Origin of the sequence: Leptolyngbya sp. DQ-M1 (assembly GCF_039962505.1) — a bacterium.
Taxonomy (GTDB): domain Bacteria; phylum Cyanobacteriota; class Cyanobacteriia; order Leptolyngbyales; family Leptolyngbyaceae; genus Leptolyngbya.
Map to the genome: position 1 here is coordinate 39,546 of NZ_JAMPLJ010000011.1, position 23,184 is coordinate 62,729.

A 23,184-nucleotide genomic window follows, 5' to 3' on the forward strand; every position below is an offset into this window, starting at 1 on the left:
TCACGTCTCTACCGGGTTTGCAATTCGCGTTTCTACCGATTTTTCGATCGACGCATCACGCGCTAATCGTGGCGGTGTCTTGCTTGTACATCAATTCCCGCACCTTCACCATACCCGCAACCAGGCAATCCATCTCCTCGCGAGTATGCAGCGCGTTCACCGTAATCCGAATCCTCGGTTTCGCAATAAACCAGATCGGCGATACCCAAATCCCCAACTCCAGCAATTCCCGCGCAAACAGCTTCGGATTCATCTCCGGCGGCAGCAGCACCGGAACAACGTTCGTTTCCCCGATCGCTTCAAATCCCTGAGCCGCTAAACGCGATCGCAAATATCGCGTACTATCTTGCAGGCGCGACACCAATTCTGGCTGCTCCTGCACCGTGCGGAAACTCTGCAACGCTGCTGCGGTCAAAGGCGGTGCCAGCGAACAAGTCCCGATCGAGGTCGGCGAACAATTCAGCAACGGCTTTAGCTCTGCAACATGAGTGCTAATCGCTGCGCCAACCGATGCCCCAAACTTCGCAAACGTCGAAAGAATCAGCGGATTAACGCCGCGATCGATCGCATCTTGCGGCTTCAGTCCGAAATGCTCGTAAATCCCGCGCCCCGTCGCACCAATCGCGCCCGTCGCATGAGCTTCATCCATCAGCAGCGTACTATCGGGATAATTCGCCAAAATTTCGATCATCTCTGGCAAGGGTGCAATGTCACCATCCATCGAGAACACCGCGTCCGACACGACCATAATGCGATCGTCGGGACGAGCATGGCGCTTCAGCTTCCGCGCTAGATCTTCCATATTGCAATGGCGGTATGCCTTGACGCGGACTCTGGGACTATAGCCGAAAAGTTTTCCCGATCGCGTTCCGGCGTGAGCCAAAGCAGACACAATACAACCGTGATTCAACACATCAGTCATCACCAACGTTTCGCGGGTATGCTGAAACCCAGAAACGGGGATCGCCAAATGACAAAAGGCATCCATCAACGCCTGCATCGCCATCCACGCATTCAGAAATAGCTGGGTATGGGGTAAATGCTTAAAGCTAGCAATCTCGTCTTCAAGCTGACGATGCAAGTCAATCCGACCACTGAGCACCGAGGTTGAGCTATTCGAGGTGCCGTATTGGAAAATTGCATCGATCGCGGCTTGTTTCACCGATTCGTTTTGGGTCAGTCCCAGAACATCGTTTGTGCAAAAAGTCAGAACGGTGCGCCGCTCTCCGGTTTCAGCCTCCTCAATCTCCACCATATTCCCCTGGCGTTGATGACAGAGATACTCATCCGGGTCGAGTTCACTCTCATACCAACGCCGCACGTATTCCTTAACAACTTGCACAGTTTACTCCTCTCACCTGCATGACGTTCGCGATTTGCTTCTGACTCAACAGTATATTTGCAGACGAGAAATTTCGCCCACAAACGCATCGTGTTCGATCGACGGTCTCAAACATGAGGCGTGATATCAGCTTATCAGGGACTCTTAGCAAACGAAATAAACAGCGATCGTTCCAGGGGTAAGATCGCTGTTTATCGTCAGATTGCTGCCCCTAGATTTCTGCGACTGCTCGCTCTATCAGACGACGCGCTAAAGTTTGCGTTCCCGTGTGGGTGTAGTATTTGACGGACACATCGAGAAATGCGCCGACGTAATCGAGCTTGTCAGCGGTGATATCGATCGCGCCGCGAACGCGATCGAGCAAAGTTTGCTGAGTCAGATTGCGCGAGGAGACAAAATCGCCCATCCAACCTTTGACCGAATCAAAACTCTGTCCGATAAAGTTCAACTGTCCGGCAGAATCACCGCCAGGGATCAAGGGCTTGACGCTCTTGAAGGATTGGTTCTTTTCGAGTTCGTCTGGGGTAGTTTGGCTAATCGTAGACAAGCCTTTCTGGATAAAATCGCCGCCGAGCGGGATTAAACCGTCAAAGCTCACCAAGGCTGCCATCCGCATCAGAGATTCGCCGCTGTAGTCACCGAGTGCCGCCAGGAAGTCACCGATACTATCGCCAGGGATGCCGTTGATTTGGCAGAAAGCGACAAGTTCAACGACGAGCTTGACGCAGAGATCGAGGCTCTGTAGTTTTTCGGGCTTGGGAGTGAGATTTTTGAGAAATCCCAGGAACGAGATGTCCTGTCCGACTTTGTTTGCGAGTGCAGCGGCTCCGAGTGCGCCTGCGGCGTTATCCACGGTCTGATACAGCCACAGGGCGCGTTGATAGCCTTGAGACTCGTCGTTGTAGAGATAAACGGCGCGTTCTCCGATCGCTTGAATCAAGCTCTCGTCGGTTTCACCTGTAACCGTGCGGATCGTGTTGGTGAAGCCGGTGAGATTTTGCCACTGTCCGGGCACGACAAAATCAAGGGTTTGAAGCGCCTTGACGGTTGTGCCGCGGGTGGGAAGTTCGTCCACCAGTTCAAAAATGGGTTTACTCATGAAAATTCCTATGATTCGTAGTTCAGTATTCGCTGAATGCCCTAGCCCTTAAGCTGCGACAAGCCTCTGAGGTCAAATTTTGAAATCCACTTTTCGCGCTCTGCCTGGGTAAACGAGGGATCACGCGATAAGACTTTGACTTGATACTTACCCACTAAGACTCCGGTTTGGGTATTGCCCATCGTCATTGCAGGGAAGCCGTTAATTTTCTCGGTAGTGTTTTGATACTTCGCAGCCGCAGCAGGCAAGCTAGAGGTATCGGAAATGGACAGCATGGCGACATCTTTGCCGTCTTTTTTCAATTTGGCTTCTGCAAAGCCTTTTTTCTCCTGGGTGTAAACGCGCTCATACCCTGCACCGGGTTTGGGGAAGTATCTGTTAAATTGGCTGCCTTGAGTTGCTTCTTTGGCAACCGCCGTCACTTTCGGTTTAGTGCTTTCTTTTTGCGCTTCGGCAAAACGGGAGGGTTCTTGAGTTTGGCAGCCTGTGACGAACAGGGCGATCGCGAGCATCACCGCCACAATGCCGCGCCGCCAGTTTGATAAATTCAATCGATGTCTCATAAGTTTGCTGAAAATAGTCTTCTCGATCGATGTACGACGACCGCTAAATCGCTGCAACCCACTTAAGGATGAGTTTAGGGATAAGTTTGTGCCGCAGCATGGTTCAGAGGGTCGTTTGACACTGTAGGAGATTTTTTGTAGCCCGATCGCGCTTCGTAATCAAAAAAGAATATTCGCTACCGGGAAATCATTTCAGAAGACTGAAGGGTCTGCTGATAGCGATCGTACTGCTTCACAATCAAACGCTGCACAGCAATAATCGCGGGATTGACTTCGACATAGCGTCGTTGCGGATTTTTGAGATAGTTTTCCTGTTCGCTTTCGATCATTTCAATGTCCTGGTGCAGGAACGGCAAGAAAAGTAAATGCAGAACCACAGGCTGCAATACTCGGCGTACCGAATTCACCAACCAAACGGGAATCGGTAAACGCAAAAATAACATTGCAAATGATCGACTCTCTGTTGCAGAAATCGGTAATCGCATTAAGTACAGCGCAGATACACCTTCGAGCTTGTTGATATAGTTAGGATACTGATAATCCACGGAAATAGTTTTTGTGGTGATACCGCCCGATTCGCTCAGCCCTAAAAATTTCGTCAAAATGCCTTTGTAAGACACCTGATATTCTGCCGTAACAGCCTCATCGGTTTCGCGCAGTTTCAGCAGCACCGGATCAAACCAACCTTGAAGATTCTGGTGCAAATAACCGTGAAACACATCCATTGTGTTTTCGTTACAGATGGAAAAATGCGCTTTGAACTCTGCCCCGATCGGCACCATAAAGCACTTCGGATCATCGTATTCGGGAATTTCTGGAACCGAGGCTAAATGAGCAAAGGCACGATCGCCCGGAAACAGCCAAATCAAGCCGTATCTTTCCTGCACAGGGTAGCTCCGCATTTGAGCACAGGGAAGCTTTTGACCTTCGCCCCAGTAGGGAATGCCCACACAGTCGCCCTGCCCGTTAAATTCCCACCCGTGATAGCCACAAACGATCGCATCGCCCTGCACCTTGCCCTTGTCCATCGCCACACCTTTATGCGGACAGACATTTTCGACGGCTTGAACTTGATTTTGGGAATCGCGGTACAGGGCGATCGACTGATTCCAGATGCGAATCGGGAGAATCTTTCCGGGCTTGAGATCCTTTGCCCAAGTCACCGCATACCAGTGGTTTGGATTAATTCCGACTTCACGCACTCGATTTTGAATAGTTTGTCCCTGAAGTGTCGTCGCCAATTCGAGCATCACTTATCCTTCCTTGGAATTCGTGGAATCATGTTAACAACAAAATAAAGCCAACAAAAAAGGGGAACTCTGTCCCCTTTTGAGCAAAAACTAGATCACCAGAAATTAATTCGGCGTAGATTGCAGATCGGGACGTTCTTCAGGCACGATCGCGCCTTCAACTGGACAGACTTGCAAGCAGATGCCGCAGTCGATACAGGTCGAAAAATCAATCCAGTACCAGTCTGTTCCTTTGGTATTTTTTCCAGGACCTTCATGAATGCAGGCAACCGGACAGGCATCGACGCAATCCGCAACCCCTTCACAAGTGTTTGTAACGATCGTATGAGACACAGTGTTCTTCTCTCTGAGCAAATCGACATTCGGATAGATCTATTCTCGTATATGTTTCTGCCCAATTGCCCAAAGTCGGACTGAATTTGAAAAAATGCGTTTTTGCAAAAAAAAGAGCCGCGATCGCGGCTCAGTGCGTGAAGAGTAAGTGAAATTGAGTTAGATGAGATGGCGGCGTTCTGCTTCAAGCAGTGCCAGTAAAGCCTCATCGCCCTTCTGACGAGCACTCTCGATGCGGCGCTGCAAATTTCGCTGCAAATTCGCACGATGCGTTGAAAGCAGATCTTTTGCTGGCTGCGATCGTCTCACATTGCTAAGCGTCGGCTTACCGTCTGGATAGCCCATCCAGTAGCGATTGCCGCGATAAATCAGTTCACGTGGTTGCTGTTCAACTGCCGATCGTACAGGGCGATTCGGGTCGAGTTGGTAGCGGTTGCCGCGATAAGTTAGCGTGATCGGCTCATGGGACTGAGAAAAGCGATCGTCGCAGCCGCGCTGAGTGGGGTCGTATTCGTATTTAACACCACGATAAATGAGTTTCATAAGTCGCCTCGAACAATGGAAATGAAGTGAGATTGAGGCGCGTTCCTTCAGGAGAACCCCTTACTTCCGTCCTTGGCCCATAGCAATTAGCGCATAGCAAGGATGAACGTTCATATCTGTATTATAGACTACGATTTGTAGAATTTCTAAACTTCTACCAATAGTTAGAGAGCGATTTTCACAGGGATCATTACCGTACTATTGATGTGATCGATGTCGTCTTTTCATGCAGATTCAGACACCAGACTGGGTAAAGAACGCGGTTTTTTATCAAATTTTCCCCGATCGATTTGCCCGCGCCAAGCAACGGCATAGAAAACTGCTCAAGTCGATGCGTTGGGAAGATTGGGATGCGACTCCGACGCTGCAAGGCTACAAGGGGGGTGACCTTTGGGGCATCATCGAGAAGCTTGATTACATTCAGGATTTGGGCGTGAATGCGATTTACTTTACGCCAATTTTCCAGTCTGCTAGCAATCACCGCTATCACACGCACGACTATTACCAGGTCGATCCGATGTTGGGTGGCAATGAAGCGTTTCGCGAGTTGCTCGAAGCGGCACATGAGCGAGACATCAAAGTTGTACTGGATGGTGTGTTTAATCACTCCAGTCGCGGCTTCTTCTTTTTCCATGACGTTTTAGAAAACGGTGATCATTCGCCTTGGATTGATTGGTTTAGGATTCATCAGTTTCCGCTGCATCCGTATACGGGAGAGTTTCCGGCAGGGTATGAAGGCTGGGATAACAATCGCGCTTTGCCTGTGTTCAATCACGATAATCCGGAGGTGCGAGAGTACATCATGGAAATCGCGGAGTATTGGATTAAATTTGGCATCGATGGCTGGCGGTTAGATGTGCCGTTTGAGGTGAAAACACCGGGATTCTGGCAGGAATTTCGCGATCGCGTCAAAGCCCTGAATCCCGAAGCCTATATCGTCGGCGAAGTCTGGGGTGATTCGCGTCAGTGGCTCGATGGCACTCAGTTCGATGGCGTGATGAATTACTTGTTTGCAGGCCCGACGATCGCGTTTGCTGCGGGCGATCGTGTGGTATTGGATCAGGTTCAAAGCCGGGATTACCAGCCGTATCCGCCGATGTTTGCGGGTGAGTATGCTCAAAAGATGCAAGATTTATTGAAACTGTATCCTTGGGAGATTCAGCTTACCCAACTCAATTTATTAGCAAGCCATGACACAGCGCGATTGATGACCATTGCAGGCGGTGATCGTCCAAGCATTGAGCTTTGTACTTTGTTATTGATGACGTTTCCGGGTGCGCCGAGTATTTACTACGGGGATGAAGTGGGATTACCGGGAGCGATCGATCCAGATTCTCGTCGAGGTTTCCCGTTAGAGTCAAACTGGGATTACAAAATCTATGAGTGTCACCGTCAATTAGTCAAACTGCGCCATGCTTATCCCGCTCTGAGAACGGGGGATTACAAGGTGTTGTACGCCGAAGGAACAACCTACGTTTTTGCGCGAACCTTAGACGATCAAACGGTGATTATTGCAGTGAATGTGGGAACCGTTGCGGTGAAAGCTGCGATTCATTGGAATAAAACGGAACTTAAAACGCATCCGAATCGCATCGTTTACGGCAATGCAGAATTGATTTGGAATGAGCAAGAGTTAGAGATTGATCTGCCTGAGCGATCGGGCAGTATTGTCATCTAACAGTGCATAAGTCCATAGAACTGGCTTCGATGTTGAATCCGGGTAGCCCCTAAATCTCGCACGAGTGGGAGATTTAGGGGCAGTCAGCCGCTCAAACCGAAGCGGAAAAATTCGTCCTCAACTCGCCCAATCACGCGCCCAATTTAGCGTTTGGTGAACCTGGTCGATCGTTGCCGCTTCACAATACAGCCGCAAAACGGGTTCTGTCCCACTAAAGCGAATCAATAACCAGCTTTGATCCTCAAGCCGGAATTTATAGCCATCGTCGGTCTGACAGCTAATTACCGCTTTTCCAGCAATGGTTTGCGGGGGTTGCGTTTTCAACTGCTCTAGAAGTTTGGCGCGGACTTCCATGCTGGCAAGAGGCAGATCAATGCGATCGTACTCTGACAAAAATCCGGTTCTTTCCTGTAAACGGCGGTAGAGTTCGCCCAGATCGGTTCCCGTTTGTACCACAGTTTCGAGAACATACAGTGCCGACAGTAACGCATCGCGCTCTGGAATGTGATGACCATAGCCGATCCCACCGGACTCTTCTCCGCCGAGTAGAACTTTGGTTTCGAGCATTCGATCGGCGATGTATTTGTAGCCGATCGGCGTTTCGTGTACAGGCAGGTTGTAAAGCTTGGCAACCAACGGCATCAGATCTGAACCACTCACCGTTTTGACGAATTCGCCGCTAAAGCCTTTTTGCACCAGATGCTCGATCAGAATCGGGATCAGAATCTGAGAACTGAGAAAATTCCCTTTGGCATCAACTGCGCCAACACGATCAGCATCGCCATCAAACACTAAGCCCACCGCTAAACTATTTCCGTCAAAATTCTGAATCGTCTCTAAAATCTTTGGCAAATACTTCGGTAGCGGTTCTGGTGCGCCTCCTGCAAACAGGGGGTCGCGATCGCTGTTCAACTCATGAATTTCCACACCGAGCAATCGCGCTAATCCGGTCGCTGCGGCTCCGTGCATCACATCCGCAAACACCGTGACTTTCCCTTGCTCGATCGCCGTTTTAATCGCTGTAGTATCCACAAGCGATCGCAGTCCTTCGCAATAGCTCTCCCAGGGATCAAACGTGCTGAATGTTCCCGGTTGCACATCAGGCGCAGGCGCACCACTCGCTAACAAGGCTTCAATCTTCTTCGTCACTTCCGGCGGCACTGATCCCCCGTGGGCGCTTTTGACTTTTAAGCCTGAATAGTTGCCAGGATTGTGGCTTGCCGTAATCACGATCGCGCCCAGCGCATTCAGCTTCTTCGCTGCCCAACTAAAGGCAGGAGTCGGCGCGAAACTTTCAGAAAACAGCACATCAAAGCCAGCTTTGCGAATCGACTCTGCCGCAGTGCGGGCGAATTCTTCGGATAAAAATCGGCGATCGTAGCCCACAATCACGGTGTTGCTTCCGGTTTCTGCACCGTAAACCTCAGACAGAACTGCCGCGGCGATCGGGGCGACGGTCATGACGCGATCGAACGTGAAATCAGCAGCAATCACGCCGCGCCAGCCATCGGTGCCAAACTGAATCGGATTAATTGTGGTAATTGTCATCGGCGCGTGAGCCATGCTTGCACTTCTCCTGCTGCAAAAGGGTTTGGAACAAAAACAGTGTAACGGGGATATCTCGGACTTTATCGAGTTTTATGATCTTTCTCCAGTTTCTTTACAGAGCGCCTCAAGGCTTCCAGGACGCTTCAAAATCCCTTTACTCCTCGCTCCTCAATTACCCTTGCAATATAAACCTCACCGTTCTTTCATTTATGCGTTCTTCACTGGTTTGGATGATGGCGATCGCGTCGGGCGCGACGGTCGCTAATTTGTACTACAATCAGCCGCTTTTAGCCAAAATAGCTCAACAGTTCGGAGTTTCGGCAGCAGAAGTCGGAGTGATCCCGATGTTGACGCAGATTGGCTATGCGATTGGAATTTTATTCATCGTGCCGTTGGGCGATCGCATAGAGCGGCGACGGCTAATTGTCCTGGTGACGGGATGCACCGCGATCGCGCTCCTGATGGCGGCACTATCGACGAATTTATTGGGATTGAGTCTTGCGAGTTTTGCGATCGGGGCGAGTACCATTGCTGCACAGATCCTCGTACCGTTTGCCGCGCAACTGTGCCAACCAGAGGAGCGCGGCAAAATTGTCGGTCGGGTGATGAGTGGCTTATTTATCGGCATTCTGGTCGCAAGAACGCTAAGCGGGTTTGCCGGAGAAATCATCGGTTGGCAGGCGATCTATGGGTTTGCTAGTGGTGCGACGGTGCTGTTGGCGATCGTTTTAGCGAAACAGCTCCCCCGCTATCAATCGAGCTTGAAAATGACCTATCCAACTTTGCTGCGATCGATGTTGGAGCTAATTCAGCGAGACCCTATACTGCAAGCGACTTCTTGGATTGGGGCGATGTCGTTTGGGGCGTTTAGTGCCTTCTGGAGTACGCTTGTATTTTTGCTCGAACAACCGCCGTATCAGTATGGCAGTGATATTGCAGGGTTGTTTGGATTTGTGGGAATTGCGGGTGCAGTAGCGGCGGTGATTGTTGGCAAAATTGCCGATCGTCAGAGTCCGGGCTTCACGCTAAAAATCGGAGTTTTGATGACGATCGCAGCGTTTCTCGTGGTTTGGGCCTTTGGAAAACAGCTAGGCGGATTAGTCCTCGGTGCGATTTTGCTGGATTTGGGAGTCCAGACGAGTCAAATTTCAAATCAAGCAACGCTTTACAGCTTGCCTGCGGAATATCACAGTCGCTTAAATGCGTTGTACATCACGCTTTATTTTGTTGGCGGTGCAATTGGATCGTATTTAGGCACTTATGCTTGGAATCGGTTTCAGTGGTCTGGCGTATGCGCGATCGGATTTGGGATGATGCTGCTAGCAGGATTAGGATTATATTGGCGACAGCAGCGCTTAACAGCCCATTGACAAGTTTTGTATTTGATCTTTGTATGTATTTGATCTTTGTATTTGATCATAGGAGTTGATCGTAGTGGTAGCACAAGAGAATTGAGGGAATGATAAGGAAACTTTTCTCAAGATTGCTCGGTTGTGCCCTGTATGAGTTCTAATTCGGCTATAGAGATTGATGTGCAGACGATCGCCGCTAACGCTCCAGGTGCAATCTTTCGGTTAAGCGCGATCGGGAACGAGTACAGAATTGATTACATCAGCGATCGCGTCGCTGATCTCGTTGGTGTTTCTGCTGCGGTGATTACAAAAGATTTTGCCGTGTTAGAAAACCAAATTGATCCAAGCGATCGTGATCGCTTTCGAGAATCTTTAAGAAAGGCAATCAATCGTGCCATTCCCTGGAGCTTTGAGGGACGAGTCAAGCAGAGATGGATTCAAATTACCGCAGCGCTCACTGAGATCAATCAGAGTGAAACCATCTTTTGTGGAATGATTACCGAAATAACAAGATATAAACAGTCTGAAATTAGACTAAAGAAATCACATAACAAATTAATTACAGAATTATCAGGTCAAGTTGCGAAGTTGCAGCAAAGCCAGAACTTGCTTAAGTGTATTATCAACAACACAAGAGCTAGTATCTTTGCCAAAGAATATCGCAATACGAACGGAACGTATATATTGATGAATCGAGAATTTGCCCATCGATTCAATCTCGATCAAGACCGCGATCTAGGCAAGACCGACTACGACTTTTTTCCGCCTGAGATTGCAGCGGCATTTCAAGTCGCCGATCGTGCTGCGATCGCGTCTGGAACTTCGATTCAGCTTGAGGAAATTGAGCCCCATGAAGACGGATTACATATTGCGATCGTCGTCAAATTTCCCTTGTTTGATGAAACAGGACAAGCGTTTGCGATCGGTGGGATCGCAACAGATATCACTGATCTCAAACGTGCCAAAGAAGCCTTAGAGCAAGCAAACGAAGTTTTAGAAAGTCGGGTTGCAGAGCGAACCACCGAACTGTCTCAAAGAAATGCAGAGCTCGAAGCAACGCTATCCAGCTTAAATCAAACCCAAACGCAACTCATTCAAAGTGAAAGGATGTCGAGTCTGGGTCAATTAGTTGCGGGAATTGCTCATGAAGTGAATAATCCTGTTAATTTTATCCACGGAAATTTGCGTTATGCAGATGCTTACACTCGCGATTTAATTCGGGTTATTCAACTTTATCAAAAACACTATCCTGAACTGATCGCGGAAATTCAACACACCATTGATGAAATTGATCTCGGCTTTTTGCTCGATGATGTTGCTAGGGTGTTTGCTTCAATGCGAACAGGTACGACTCGCATTCAAGAAATTGTCAAATCGCTGCGATCGTTCTCCCGATTAGATGAAGCAGCACTCAAAACCATTGATATTAACGCTGCGATCGAGCAAACCTTAACGCTATTGCAGCACCGATTGAAAGCTCAACACATTACAATCGTTAAACACTATGGAACTGTTGCACCCATTGACTGTTATGCCGGACAACTCAATCAGGTGTGGATGAACTTGATTAACAACGCGATCGATGCGATCGAAACCGTAGAAAATCGCACGATTGAAATTTGGACAGATCAACAGTCTGACCAAACTGTAAAAGTCCGAATCCGAGATACAGGCATCGGTATTTCAGCAGAAATTCGACCCCGCATTTTTGATCCATTTTTCACAACAAAACCAGTCGGCAAAGGAACCGGAATGGGACTCGCGCTCTCGTATCAAACAATCGTCGAACAACATCGCGGTTCGATCGAGTGCTTCCCCGTCTTGCCTCAAGGCACAGAATTTATCGTCAAACTCCCCAGCTTCAGCTAAAGAAAAGACGGAATCGCTATGATCGAAAGCGAAGTCGGTAAAGACGGTAGGGAGCCTCGATCGATGCTGAGTGCAGGACAAACGCTGTACGATCGCTATCAACTTCAAGAAAAATTAGGTCACGGTGCAGGGCGGCAAACTTGGCTGGCGATGGATTTAACGGCTCAGTCGCAATCTGTGATTGTGAAACTGTTGGCGTTTGGGGAGCAATCGCAGTGGGATGATCTCAAGCTGTTTGAGCGTGAATCTCAGATTTTGCGGCAGTTGGATCACCCACGCATTCCGAAGTGTCGGGATTCTTTTTCGATCGACGATCGCATTCTCTGGTTTGGCTTGGTGCAGGACTACATTCCGGGAACTTCACTGAAACAATTAATTCAGGAAGGCAAGCGATTTTCTGAAGCGGAAGTGCGACAAATTGCGCTGGAAGTTCTAACGATTCTGCGGGATTTACATGGTCTCAATCCCGCCGTTCTGCATCGCGATATCAAGCCCAGTAATCTAGTTTTGGGCACGGATCAGCAAGTGTATCTGGTCGATTTTGGAGCGGTGCAGGATCGCGCTAATGTCGAGGGTGCAACCTTTACGATCGTTGGAACTTACGGATATACGCCGATCGAGCAGTTCGGCGGTCGTGCTGTTCCCGGTTCTGATCTCTATGCGTTGGGTGCAACGTTGATTCATTTACTCACCGGAGTCTCCCCAGCCGATTTACCCCAGCGACAGCTTCGGATTCAATGGCGCGATCGTGTCACATTGCCGCCCGCGTTAGCAGATTGGATCGATCAGCTCACCCATCCTGATCTAGAGCAGCGATTCCAGACAGCACATGAGGCGATCGATGCCTTGAATCGTTCTGAAACTGTGTTTTCCTTTCCGCCGGTTGAACGCCCAAAAAATACGCGAGTCCAGCTGATGCGATCGAAAAAACGGCTAGAAATCGTTATTCCCAAGCATCCCGAAGAGAAGGGCTTAAATCTTCCAGGCTTGATCAAGCTAGGCGTTGCATCGCTGGGATTAACGTTTATCGTGCCGATGATTTTCCTGATCCTGTTTTTCGGCGTGCTTAGCTCTGCAACCTGGATTCTCATTTTGGGAGCGCTGATCTTTTTGCTGTTTATGAGTCCGACGTTTCAGCGGACTTATGTCAAGTTCGATCGCCGAGAATTCGTCGTCGAAACTCAGCGCTTCAAAACCGCCAGCAATCGGATGACAGGCATTACCCGCGACATTCGAGAAGTGCGGCGCGACTCAAATGGCTTAATCACAATCACATCAGGGCCGTATCGTACCGGATATCGATTGCACCAGTTTGGCGAAGAACTCACCGATTTCGAGCAGGCTTGGGTACTGAAAGAGATTCGATCGTGGCTGAAGCTTAAATGAAAAATGAGAAGCCTTTGTTAAGTTACGCAAAGATGGGAGAATAGAGCCAATCCAAAATACTCATCGATTCGCATCATGGCAGAAATCCAATTTTCAAGAGGCATTACCGAAGAAGTGATCCCAGATGTTCGTATAACCCGCTCCAAAGATGGAACCAACGGAGCCGCCACCTTCATCTTCGAGAAGCCAAAAGCGCTAGAAGCTGAAAAGACCGATAGCATCACCGGAATGTACATGATCGACGAAGAAGGCGAACTGCTCACCCGCGAAGTCAAAGCCAAATTTATCAACGGTCAGCCTGCGGCACTCGAAGCTACCTACATCATGAAATCGGTGGAAGATTGGGATCGCTTTATGCGGTTTATGGATCGCTACGCTGAATCCAACGATCTAGGCTTTACAAAGTCGTAATGTCGCATCAGCCCCACCCGGATAAAGCTGCGATCGCCGTTTCCTGTGCCGTGATTACCGTCAGTGACACCCGCACGATCGAGACCGATCGCAGTGGTCAACTGATCCAATCGCTGCTCAAACAATCCGGTCACACAATCGCGCATTATGCGATCGTGCCCGATGAACCTGATCAGATTCGTGCTCAATTCGTCAATCTATTCGCTGTCGATGCGGTGATTCTCAGTGGTGGAACAGGCATCGCCCCAAGAGACACCACCTACGACGCGATCGAACAACTCCTCGAAAAAACGCTGCCCGGATTCGGGGAAATCTTTCGATCGCTGAGCTATGCCGAGATCGGATCAAGAGCGATCGCATCGAGAGCGATCGCCGGAGTTTATTCAAACAAGCTGATTTTTTCGCTCCCCGGCTCATCGAATGCGGTAAAACTGGCAGTAGAGCAACTGATTTTGCCGGAATTAGTGCATCTGGTCACTCAATTGAAAAAATAATTGAAGCCGCGAATTCCGCGTCGTATACTAGAAAAGTTGTTTAAATCTCCGAGTCAAACGAGGAACGTTCAATGTCGCGATATCGAGGCCCTCGCCTTAGAATCACCCGTCGTCTGGGAGATCTTCCCGGACTCACCCGTAAATCTGCACGCCGCGCCTATCCACCCGGACAACACGGACAAGCGCGTAAGAAACGCTCAGAATATGCAGTTCGTCTAGAAGAAAAGCAAAAGCTTCGCTTCAACTATGGAGTGAGCGAAAAACAACTGCTTCGCTACGTGCGGAAAGCCCGCCGTGCAGCAGGTTCGACTGGACAGGTACTCTTGCAACTGCTGGAAATGCGGTTAGATAACACTGTGTTCCGTTTAGGAATGGCTCCGACGATTCCCGGCGCACGTCAACTAGTGAATCACGGTCACGTTACGGTCAATGGTAAGGTTGTAGACATTGCGAGCTATAACTGCCGTCCGGGAGATGTGGTTGCGGTGCGCGATCGCGATCGCTCTCGCAAATTGGTCGAAGCAAACCTGCAATATCCGGGTTTGTCTAACTTGCCGAGTCATTTGGAGTTCGACAAGAACAAGATGACTGGGAAAGTGAACGGAGTCATCGATCGCGAATGGGTGGCGCTGCAAATTAATGAACTGCTGGTCGTTGAGTATTACTCACGTCAGGCGTAAGATTTTTCCGAAATTGATATTCTCCGCGGCAATTGAATATCTTTGACAGCCTCCCGCGCCCCGTCAGCGCTGGGAGGTTTCGTCGTATTGTGGGTTATTCTGGCGCTGTTCGCATCGCGACTGTCACTTCTTGCCGATTGTGAAATAGATTTCTAATTCCAATCACTTCGTAATGGTCTTCGAGCAGTGCGATCGCATTGTTAATCACGCTCTTTACCCCTTTACTGGGCAATTTCAGAGTCATGATCGCCATGCCATCTTCTTTAAGCGTTTTACTTGCTGCAATCATGTTTTTTGCAGAGTCAACTGCATCCATTCTCATATCATTGACGATGAGATCAAAGCGATCGCGGCAGCTTGGTAAATACTGTTGTACAAGCTGACGGTGATGAGTGATGTTTGAATCCAAGCGCAGCGATTCAGCTAAATCACCCGGATCAACGGCAACCACGGATAATCCAAGCTTTCTCAGAATTCTTGTCCAACCGCCCGGACTTGCACCCAGATCGAGCGCTAATCCTGCGGTGGGTAATTTGAGATTGAAAACATCGATCGCTTCGAGTAGCTTAAATTCGGCTCTAGAAATCTGTTCGTCTTCATGTGCAAATCGGTGCATTCCACCTGCCCAATTGCTCAAGTTCTCTGAAGCGTTAGAAAATCCCAGATAAGCAGTCGTGCTATCACAAAAAATCGAGATAATTTGAGTTGGATCTTTTGCCTCCACCTTCAAGCCTGCATTGATTAAATCATCAACAAGAGCGTTTCTAAGTTTAGATCGATCGATGTTTTTAGTAGAAGAACGAATTTGAATTGAGAGCGTTTTAGATCGATCGAACAAAGGAATCTGAGCTACGATCGCCGCTCTTAACTGTGTAATTTCAAGCGGAATTTTGTCATTCACCGGGCAAAGATGTCTAATGAATGCAGCCTTTGTCTTTAGAATTCGGGGTGCTAAATCGCGGAAATCTAGAGTGTCTAATTGAATTAAGCCCACTCCTTGATCAAGCCATTGCAGCAATTTTGAGCCTCGATCGCTTTGCTGAATTTCGTTCAATGCAACTTGAGCAAATTCGGGTGATGCCGTGAAGATAACTTGAGAAGTTGGGGGCTTTTGCATGAATTTACGAGGCTACAGAAACGAGTAATAGTCCTATCACATTTAGCTTTGAGCTAACGTCTCACTGTTCCTGTAAATCCTGCTGCTTTGAACTGCAACAACTTCAACGGTAACGGTTGATTCTCAGGCACATTCACCTGAAACTCAAACTCACTCACACCCGGCGGAACTTCCTCGATCGCGCCCAACCGGGTACGGTTCTCGATAATCGGATCGTCGTTCGCATCATAAATTCGTCCGAAAATATCGGCATTGACGATCGTTTTATTCGTGGGATTGGTCGCCTTGCCAAACACAATAAAGCATCGCGCCGACTGCGGCACACCGCCCGCTGTAACTGCGCCTTTCGACATCTCCGCCGAACATTCTCGATACGACAAATCCGATAGCTTGATTTGAATCAACGCCCACGCGTCCGAGATGCCCGTTAACCAAATGACTGCCGACACTGCAACCGCAATCCACGCTCTCATAATTCAGAACATTCCAGATGTGACACAGGAATTAGTTTACCGCGAACCCTCCTCGTCACTGTGAGTTTCTTCGGGTGAATCAATCCCGACTTTCGCTTCTGAAAGTTGCTGCAAGTCTGTCTCCGCATCAATTAACTCTGCCTCAAGTTCATCTTTGCGCCAGCGATCGAGAACGTCGTGCACCAATGTTTCTCGTATCCAAATCTGTCCCACAATCACCAATGGAATCGCTAAAAACAGACCGAGAAACCCAAAGGCAATGGCAAACACAACCTGCGAAATTAACGTTACTGCGGGCAAAAGTGCTACCTGCCGCGACATGACAAACGGAACCAGCAAATACTGTTCAAGCTGCTGAATCAAAATGTAGACAATCAAAACGGCAACCGCTTTCCACGGGGCATCGAGAAGTGCGACTGCGATCGGTGGAATCACACTCAACACTGGGCCGACATTCGGAATTGCCTCTAAAAGTCCCGCTAGAAGCGCATTCGCTAACACCAGCGGCACACCCAAGATCAGCAGCGAAATTCCGCTCACCAACCCAATCACGACCATATTGATCAAAATCCCGATAATCCAGTTCACGAGCGACACTTCGCACAGTGAGAGAATACGATCGGCTCGTCTCCGGTAAAACGAAGGAAATAGCGCAATGAATCCTTGACGATACGGTTGAGGATTAATCAACAGCATAATCGTCAAAATTAATACTAATAGAATATTCAATAGTACCGTTAACGCATTCGAGAACAGCGCGAAGAAATTTCCCACAACCCTAGTCGCCAACGGTTGAATCTGTCGCACTAAGTCATCCACACCAGGCATATACTGCGAATACCCTGGAACCATCTGCTGCATCTGATCAAACCAGCTTTGCACCCGATCGAGTCCTCGCGGTACCAGTTCGACTAGCTGCTGAAACTGAGTGATAAACGGTGGCACAATCAGCCCGATAAACAAAGCCATTAACACCAACAGCGTCACGATCGAAATCAGCACCGCTCCGCCGCGCTTGAGTCCAAATCGCTGCAAAGACTTCACCAAGCTACTCAGCGCCGTCGCAAACACCACCGCCGCAAACACCAACAGCAACACCTGGCGAAGCTCCCACAGAATGTAAAGCGCGATCGCAAACGCCAAAAACCCAATCCATCTACCGAGTCCCACCGTTTTCACTCCTTACCGAAACCTAATCGAGTGTACTGCTCAGATTGAATTTAATTCCGGATTTTTTCCACTTCCCTGCGACCGGGATGTGAAGCTCGCTACAAGAATTGTTCAGGAAGGGCGTATTCTAGGCAAAGGCAAAATTGATTTGCCCGAAAATGCTGCCTTTTTCACTACAGGTTTGACTATTATGATTGATGCCCTAGACACAGCGATCGAATCCATTCGTGCCCGTGAAATTCTCGACTCACGCGGTCGTCCGACGATCGAAGCCGAAGTCACTCTGGCGAATGGTGCTTACGGAATTGCTCAAGTTCCGAGCGGAGCTTCGACTGGAAGCTTTGAAGCCCACGAACTCCGCGACGACGACAAAAGCCGCTACGGTGGAAAAGGTGTTCTCAAAGCGGTCGAAAACGTTGAAACGTCGCTGGCTCCAAAGTTGATCGGGCTGGATGCCATTAATCAGGAGCTAGTCGATCGCACGATGATCGCGATCGATGGTTCTCCGAATAAAGCAGCTTTGGGCGCAAATGCAATTTTGGGTGTGTCGCTGGCAACCGCAAAAGCAGGTGCAGACGCGCTGGGACTGCCGCTTTACCGCTATCTGGGTGGGCCGTTATCGAATGTATTACCTGTGCCCTTGATGAATGTGATTAATGGTGGTGCTCATGCAGACAACAACGTCGATTTCCAAGAATTCATGATCGTTCCGGTTGGGGCACCGACGTTTCGAGAAGCGCTGAGATGGGGCGCGGAAGTGTTCGCATCGCTCAGTAAAGTGCTGCACGATAAAGGCTTGCTGACGGGTGTGGGTGACGAAGGCGGTTTTGCTCCCAACCTCGAATCGAATCAGGCAGCCCTCGACCTGTTGATTTCTGCGATCGAGAAAGCGGGCTACAAACCCGGCGAACAGGTTGCCCTCGCGCTGGATGTGGCGGCGAGTGAGTTTTACAAAGATGGGCAATACACCTATGATGGAACCGCTCATAAACCCACTGAGATGGTAGATTATCTGGCACAGTTAGTCAGCAGTTATCCGATTGTATCGATCGAAGATGGGTTACATGAAGATGATTGGCAGCACTGGCAGTTATTGACCGAAAAGATTGGTAGCAAATGCCAATTGGTTGGGGATGATTTGTTTGTGACAAATATCACGCGACTGCAAAAGGGAATTGAACAGAAAGCAGGAAATTCAATTTTGATTAAACTGAATCAAATTGGATCACTGACGGAAACGCTACAAGCGATCGATCTCGGTGCGCGGAATGGTTTCCGATCGATCATCAGCCACCGTTCCGGTGAAACCGAAGATACGACGATCGCGGATCTTGCAGTTGCGACCCGCGCGGGACAAATCAAAACCGGATCGCTGTGTCGCAGTGAACGAGTTGCGAAATACAATCGTCTGCTGCGGATCGAAGACGAATTAGGCGATCGTGCGGTTTACGCGGGAACCGTTGGCATGGCTCCGAGCTACAAATAAGGGAAATGAGGAGCGATCGCATCTCAGCAATCGCTCCTCATTTCCGCTAAATTTCCTGTTTTACTGACTTCTGTTTCTGAAAAATTTACATTGCGGTAAACATCATTCAGCGAGATCGAAACCGGGATACTTTTTAATCGAATCTCACGATCTTCCGCATCTAAATCGTGAAGTAGCCAACGTTTAGCTGCTTACTTTGTGAAATGTTTCACTCGAATTCGATTTTGGTCAACCAGAACATATTCGACAAAGCTACGAACGGTGCGGTAACTCGCGCACTTTCCTAATCGATCGTAGTCTTCTGTCGATTGAGACAATACTTCAATAATGACTTGAGGATTCAGAATGATATCGCGACGATTGTTGTAATAGGCCACTTCACCGACTACAACCATGATATCCGGCTAGGTCTAAAGCTGCTCTTGCGGAATCCACAACTTCACATCCCCGATAAAGTTCTCAAACCCCGTCTTGCACCTTAGCCGCAAAATGTAGCGCTGCACTCACATTTCGTGCAATTCGGTTGTGATTTGTTGTGCCGATGGCAGGAGGCGCAATTTCTCCCTGTCGGTATTCGCTTCGGAATTCTGCTTGATCTTCCAAAGCAAGGTATTCTTCTGGCGTATAGAGGCGCGGCTGGATTGAGGCTGACGGAGAGAGGGCAGTCATCGACGCTGATCCTACAAGTTGGTTTTCTCAGTTTAACGTGGTTCAAAAAAGCGATCGTCTAACCATCCAGACGATCGCCAATGTGTTATGGAACCACGATCGCAATCACTCCATCTTCTGGCAACACTTGCCGATACCGTCCCCCTTCCGAAAACACCGCAATCAATTGCAGCGAGTAATCCGGCTGGACTTGCAGGTCTGCCCACGGAATCGCAATTTCAACACAGCGATCGACTCCCAATTGAGCGCGGCTTGCTCTCGACTGCCACCGGAAATGTTCACCTGCTTCCTGCAACCAAATCGTTTGAGTCAGCAAATTCACACCCAAATGGTGATGAAAGTGATAGTTCAAAGGCGCTTGATTTGGAACATCAACTAATGGGATGGGACTATTGTGCATCGGTTGATTCGCGTAGTACCAGAAGAGATTTAGCTCTGGTGGAATATCCTTGCCGATTTGCACTCCGGTCTGTAAATCCAAGCGCAAATAAAAATTCAAGTGATCCACACCATACCAGAGTCGCTGAATTGAACTACTTTGGTGCATGGTTCCCCGCGCACCGCCGACTTCAAGTCGTCCCGCTTTGTCCCAATCCTGCTCATCTCCGCGACCGTCGATCGCAGGGTGAATAAATCCTTGTGGTGCACTATCGCCCCGCGCTTCATGCACTTCGACCGGACGACGCACATTCTCAGGAACGGGTTCATTCAGCGATCGATACAACGCCGCTAAATGCTCTCGAAACAATTGATCAAACATGGCATCCTGATTCGAGGAATGTCCTTCTCCAAACCACCAAAACCAATCTGATCCTTCTGCTGCGTAGAGTGCTTCCCAAGCTTCAGGATTATTCTCCTCAGTTGCTTCAGGGTGATTTGCCAGGGTTTGTCTTGCGGCAGTCAGCAAGTCCCAAGCTCGATTCTTCGCTGGATCTCCGATCCAAGTAGTGAAACTTCCATCCACCCACGAGCCACTATGAAGCTGATCGGCTGCAATCGTCTCAGTCGGCGGGAATTGCTCAATAAACTCTGAAACGGTCACTAATTTGATCTCAGAGTGATCGCTCAGCGTTTGATAAAGCATTTCCAAGAACGGCTTACCGTCTTGTGGATAGAATTCCCAACAGTTTTCACCGTCTAATGCGATCGTTACTAACCAGGGCTGATCATTGTTCGGCTTCAACGATCGCGCGATCGCCTCCAAATGCCCCACTAAATCACTAACCGCTCGTTTTGGCTCCATTGCACTATACGTAAAGCCAATCAAATCCGACAACCGATGATCGCGGAAGACGATCGCTAAATCTCCCGCAGGTGTTTCCAATCGATACGGACGATACAACTTTTCAGGATCATAAACATTCCCGGTTTCGTCCCGGTGGAAAAAGTGTTTCAGCGACCAGCCTAAAACCGCTTCATCCGAACACAGCCAATTAAAGCCCTGCTTCGCCACATACGGCAGCATCTCAGGACTGACCGACTGTTCTGAGGGCCACAACCCACGCGGCGATCGACCAAATCGATCCTCATACATCAGCCATGCTTTTCTCAAATGCCGCTCAATATCCGCCGGATACTGAAACCGCGATTCGGGCAGCGTCATATTCGGAACCGCAATCCGCCCCGAATTGGTATCTGCCAACAACGGCAAGATCGGATGCGTGTAAGGAGTCGTCGTCACCTCAAGTTGTCCCGCTTCCTGCATTTTGCGATGCTGCGGAATAATGCGGCTCATGATTTCGCGATGTTTTGCGATAATGCGCTGTCGATCGCTCAACGTAAAGCCTTTCCCCTGCTCTAACCAAGCCGCAATCTCTGGGTCATCCCAAAACAGTGGATCAATCCACGCTAAGTTATGCCACGCGAGTAAATCACTAAAATCTTGAGTATTCCAATTTTCCAAACACCAGCCCCGTCCGTGATCTTGCCGCTGTTCATAGAGCTGCACATAACGCGGATGCGGCGCAATCAACGTATGGCGATTCGCATCAAAGAAATGCTCAATCACGAATTCCTTGAGAGCGCGATCAAACTGCTCCACAGGCGTAACCGTTGCCGTCAGATACGGATCGAGTGCCGTTCCTGCCACATAGTCCTCAATCTGCATCATCAGAGATGGCACTAGGTTCACCGTCTGATGCAATTTCGGATAGCGCTCCAGAAGCAACACTAAATCGAGATAATCTTTTGTGCCATGAAGACGTACCCAGGGCAAGCGATATTGCCCTTCAGACGGAGCGTAATAGTTGGCATCCCCTCGGCTTTTGTAGAGAGGTTGATGTTGATGCCAGATAAATGCAACGTGGAGCGGATGCGGCATAAAAAACGGAGGCAAAGGATTAGACCTTTAATAGTCTATCCCTTGCCTCCATTTTCGATATAAGGATTTGCCTACAAAACTTGTTCGACTTCAGCAATTTCTGGAATCATCTCGCGCAAGCGGCGTTCGATCCCCATTCTCAGCGTCATGGTCGAACTCGGACAGCTTCCACACGCACCTTGTAAGCGCAGCTTCACGATTGGACCGTCCAATTCCACCAATTCCACATTGCCGCCGTCTGAGATCAAATACGGACGCAGCTCATCGAGAACGGTTTCGACATTTTCGGGCGTTAGTGTCAAAGACATAATTCACCTTCTAACAGCTTGACAACTTTAATCCTAACTCTGAACGATCGTTCAGAGAGTGCGGGTCTTGCACTTGATTCAGTGCGGCTTATACCCGCTCTAATAGCTGCACATTCGTAAACAGAAATTCGCTCTTATGCTGCTCAGTTGTAATGGTGCGGCTCGTCAGAATGTAATATCCGCCAATTTGTTCGTAAAGATCTTCAAACTCACTCCTCGCACCTTTGACAGCTCCCGTTTTCGGATCGCTGTAAATCGAATCATAGCGGTGCGACAAATAGCCATTTCCAGTGTCGTGACTACTAAAGGTGTTAATTGTCACAACCACTCCATGAATATGGCGGTGAACGAGACTCACTTCATTGTTGCGAACCTTGTAGCGATCGCCTTCCGACTTACCACCTACTAAAATCTCAACGCCTCCATCGGGATCAGTTGCACCTAATGTAAACGTGTTCTTCCCATGCGTTTCTTCAAACGCCCGACGAACCCGGTGAACTGCAATTTCCCAAACTTGACCGTGAATTGCCTTTTTACCTTCTCCCTCTTCGATGTCAGTCACATCAAAAGTGAAATCGGCATTGATGCGACATTTTGCATGGTAAGTTTTGTCGCCTTGGCGGTAAGTCACGTCTGCCGTATAACCGGGGAAGTTTTCGTCCCAGGTGTACCGATTTTCGTAAGCAGCCTGAAACAAGGCACGCGCATCGGTTTGCACAGTGGTGGTCATAGCATCTCCAACAAAGTCACTCCCTTTAGTTTAAAGAATTTGACACGAATTCGCCTAATTTTGGGAAGCTGATATCAGCCCATAAAAGAGAAAAATTGCGATCGTGCCTAAAAACTGTTGAATACTTCTTCAATAATTGGGATCAAACGAGATCCGCAAAGAAAAGACACCAGGAAACGTCCAAACTAGAATTCGAGACTTCCTGTAAGGTCTTGCCTCGTGCTGCCAAGTTCTCAAACACTTTGTGCTGACGTGAGTTCGACGGGGAGGTAGCGCGAAAAGAAAGCTGAGACTACGTTTGAAAGAGCTGTAACGTTCTTTCGAGTCTCAGCTGTGGAAGTTTGGGCTTCAAGCTGCACCTGA

24 protein-coding genes and 1 riboswitch are annotated in these 23,184 nt (G+C 48.9%); of the genes, 9 read left to right on the top strand and 15 right to left on the bottom strand.

The genetic code is table 11. The features are described 5' to 3' along the window. Nucleotides 1-55 precede the first annotated feature (55 nt). From NC981_RS22600 to NC981_RS22625, 6 genes are all read right to left on the bottom strand, one after another. Nucleotides 56-1,342, bottom strand: coding sequence for an aminotransferase class I/II-fold pyridoxal phosphate-dependent enzyme (locus NC981_RS22600; RefSeq protein WP_190377140.1), 1,287 nt, complete (start codon nucleotides 1,340-1,342; stop codon nucleotides 56-58). A gap of 211 nt (nucleotides 1,343-1,553) precedes the next feature. Then, nucleotides 1,554-2,441, bottom strand: coding sequence for a hypothetical protein (locus tag NC981_RS22605; protein ID WP_190377141.1), 888 nt, complete (start codon nucleotides 2,439-2,441; stop codon nucleotides 1,554-1,556). 41 nt (nucleotides 2,442-2,482) lie between these two features. Next, on the bottom strand, nucleotides 2,483-3,004 hold the full coding sequence (locus NC981_RS22610) for a hypothetical protein (RefSeq protein WP_348244960.1): 522 nt from the start codon (nucleotides 3,002-3,004) through the stop codon (nucleotides 2,483-2,485). Nucleotides 3,005-3,180: 176 nt separating this feature from the next. Continuing rightward, a complete protein-coding gene (locus tag NC981_RS22615) occupies nucleotides 3,181-4,254 on the bottom strand; it encodes an aromatic ring-hydroxylating dioxygenase subunit alpha (protein ID WP_348244961.1) in 1,074 nt (357 codons plus the stop codon). 105 nt (nucleotides 4,255-4,359) lie between these two features. Continuing rightward, a complete protein-coding gene (locus tag NC981_RS22620) occupies nucleotides 4,360-4,587 on the bottom strand; it encodes a 4Fe-4S dicluster domain-containing protein (RefSeq protein WP_190377144.1) in 228 nt (75 codons plus the stop codon). Nucleotides 4,588-4,746: 159 nt separating this feature from the next. Further along, a complete protein-coding gene (locus NC981_RS22625) occupies nucleotides 4,747-5,130 on the bottom strand; it encodes a DUF4278 domain-containing protein (RefSeq protein WP_348244962.1) in 384 nt (127 codons plus the stop codon). 36 nt (nucleotides 5,131-5,166) lie between these two features. Continuing rightward, nucleotides 5,167-5,241, bottom strand: a riboswitch (Glutamine riboswitch). 115 nt (nucleotides 5,242-5,356) lie between these two features. On the opposite strand from NC981_RS22625, the gene NC981_RS22630 reads away from it, so the two are divergent. Beyond that, a complete protein-coding gene (locus tag NC981_RS22630) occupies nucleotides 5,357-6,808 on the top strand; it encodes a glycoside hydrolase family 13 protein (RefSeq protein WP_348244963.1) in 1,452 nt (483 codons plus the stop codon). Nucleotides 6,809-6,925: 117 nt separating this feature from the next. Here NC981_RS22630 and NC981_RS22635 read toward each other — a convergent pair whose 3' ends face one another. Next, complete coding sequence (locus NC981_RS22635; protein ID WP_348244974.1) at nucleotides 6,926-8,356, bottom strand: phosphoglucomutase/phosphomannomutase family protein; 1,431 nt, start codon at nucleotides 8,354-8,356, stop codon at nucleotides 6,926-6,928. A gap of 13 nt (nucleotides 8,357-8,369) precedes the next feature. Between NC981_RS22635 and NC981_RS22640 the strand changes: the two genes are divergently transcribed. The 7 genes from NC981_RS22640 (at nucleotide 8,370) to rpsD (ending at nucleotide 14,548) form a co-directional block, all read left to right on the top strand. Next, nucleotides 8,370-8,621 carry a hypothetical protein gene (locus tag NC981_RS22640; RefSeq protein WP_348244964.1) on the top strand — a complete coding sequence of 84 codons (252 nt, stop codon included), beginning with the start codon at nucleotides 8,370-8,372 and terminating at the stop codon, nucleotides 8,619-8,621. After that, on the top strand, nucleotides 8,566-9,726 hold the full coding sequence (locus NC981_RS22645; RefSeq protein WP_348244965.1) for an MFS transporter: 1,161 nt from the start codon (nucleotides 8,566-8,568) through the stop codon (nucleotides 9,724-9,726). Before NC981_RS22640 ends, NC981_RS22645 begins: the two co-directional genes overlap by 56 nt. Nucleotides 9,727-9,858: 132 nt before the next feature. Then, the gene (locus NC981_RS22650) at nucleotides 9,859-11,577 is read left to right on the top strand and encodes an ATP-binding protein (RefSeq protein ID WP_348244966.1); all 1,719 of its coding nucleotides are present in this window, start codon (nucleotides 9,859-9,861) and stop codon (nucleotides 11,575-11,577) included. Between the two features lie 63 nt (nucleotides 11,578-11,640). After that, the gene (locus NC981_RS22655; RefSeq protein WP_348244975.1) at nucleotides 11,641-12,963 is read left to right on the top strand and encodes a serine/threonine-protein kinase; all 1,323 of its coding nucleotides are present in this window, start codon (nucleotides 11,641-11,643) and stop codon (nucleotides 12,961-12,963) included. A 75-nt stretch (nucleotides 12,964-13,038) separates the two neighbouring features. Further along, nucleotides 13,039-13,374: a photosystem II reaction center protein Psb28 gene (gene psb28 / locus NC981_RS22660; RefSeq protein ID WP_190377148.1), complete on the top strand. Its 336-nt coding sequence runs from the start codon at nucleotides 13,039-13,041 to the stop codon at nucleotides 13,372-13,374. Next, entirely contained in the window at nucleotides 13,374-13,868 is a 495-nt protein-coding gene (locus NC981_RS22665) for a MogA/MoaB family molybdenum cofactor biosynthesis protein (RefSeq protein ID WP_348244967.1), read from the top strand. Before psb28 ends, NC981_RS22665 begins: the two co-directional genes overlap by 1 nt. Before the next feature lie 71 nt (nucleotides 13,869-13,939). Then, nucleotides 13,940-14,548 (top strand): 30S ribosomal protein S4, encoded by a 609-nt coding sequence (rpsD, locus tag NC981_RS22670; protein ID WP_190377150.1) that lies wholly within the window; start codon nucleotides 13,940-13,942, stop codon nucleotides 14,546-14,548. 94 nt (nucleotides 14,549-14,642) lie between these two features. Here rpsD and NC981_RS22675 read toward each other — a convergent pair whose 3' ends face one another. The 3 genes from NC981_RS22675 to NC981_RS22685 are packed head-to-tail and all read right to left on the bottom strand — an operon-like array spanning nucleotide 14,643 to nucleotide 17,308. Further along, complete coding sequence (locus NC981_RS22675) at nucleotides 14,643-15,665, bottom strand: SAM-dependent methyltransferase (protein WP_348244968.1); 1,023 nt, start codon at nucleotides 15,663-15,665, stop codon at nucleotides 14,643-14,645. 53 nt (nucleotides 15,666-15,718) lie between these two features. Then, nucleotides 15,719-16,138 (bottom strand): hypothetical protein, encoded by a 420-nt coding sequence (locus tag NC981_RS22680; protein ID WP_348244969.1) that lies wholly within the window; start codon nucleotides 16,136-16,138, stop codon nucleotides 15,719-15,721. A 36-nt stretch (nucleotides 16,139-16,174) separates the two neighbouring features. Further along, nucleotides 16,175-17,308 (bottom strand): AI-2E family transporter, encoded by a 1,134-nt coding sequence (locus tag NC981_RS22685; RefSeq protein ID WP_348244970.1) that lies wholly within the window; start codon nucleotides 17,306-17,308, stop codon nucleotides 16,175-16,177. A gap of 190 nt (nucleotides 17,309-17,498) precedes the next feature. On the opposite strand from NC981_RS22685, the gene eno reads away from it, so the two are divergent. Then, nucleotides 17,499-18,794, top strand: coding sequence for a phosphopyruvate hydratase (gene eno, locus NC981_RS22690; RefSeq protein WP_348244976.1), 1,296 nt, complete (start codon nucleotides 17,499-17,501; stop codon nucleotides 18,792-18,794). A 191-nt stretch (nucleotides 18,795-18,985) separates the two neighbouring features. Here eno and NC981_RS22695 read toward each other — a convergent pair whose 3' ends face one another. The 5 genes from NC981_RS22695 to NC981_RS22715 all read right to left on the bottom strand — a co-directional run bounded on the left by NC981_RS22695 (nucleotide 18,986) and on the right by NC981_RS22715 (nucleotide 22,821). Then, nucleotides 18,986-19,189, bottom strand: a complete 204-nt coding sequence (locus NC981_RS22695) for a Uma2 family endonuclease (protein WP_348244971.1) — start codon at nucleotides 19,187-19,189, stop codon at nucleotides 18,986-18,988. A gap of 64 nt (nucleotides 19,190-19,253) precedes the next feature. Continuing rightward, the gene (locus tag NC981_RS22700; RefSeq protein WP_348244972.1) at nucleotides 19,254-19,463 is read right to left on the bottom strand and encodes a hypothetical protein; all 210 of its coding nucleotides are present in this window, start codon (nucleotides 19,461-19,463) and stop codon (nucleotides 19,254-19,256) included. Between the two features lie 85 nt (nucleotides 19,464-19,548). After that, a complete protein-coding gene (locus NC981_RS22705) occupies nucleotides 19,549-21,783 on the bottom strand; it encodes a glycoside hydrolase (RefSeq protein ID WP_348244977.1) in 2,235 nt (744 codons plus the stop codon). 71 nt (nucleotides 21,784-21,854) lie between these two features. After that, a complete protein-coding gene (locus NC981_RS22710) occupies nucleotides 21,855-22,091 on the bottom strand; it encodes a NifU family protein (protein ID WP_190377154.1) in 237 nt (78 codons plus the stop codon). 88 nt (nucleotides 22,092-22,179) lie between these two features. Then, entirely contained in the window at nucleotides 22,180-22,821 is a 642-nt protein-coding gene (locus NC981_RS22715) for a DUF3386 domain-containing protein (RefSeq protein ID WP_348244973.1), read from the bottom strand. Between the last annotated feature and the right edge of the window lie 363 nt (nucleotides 22,822-23,184).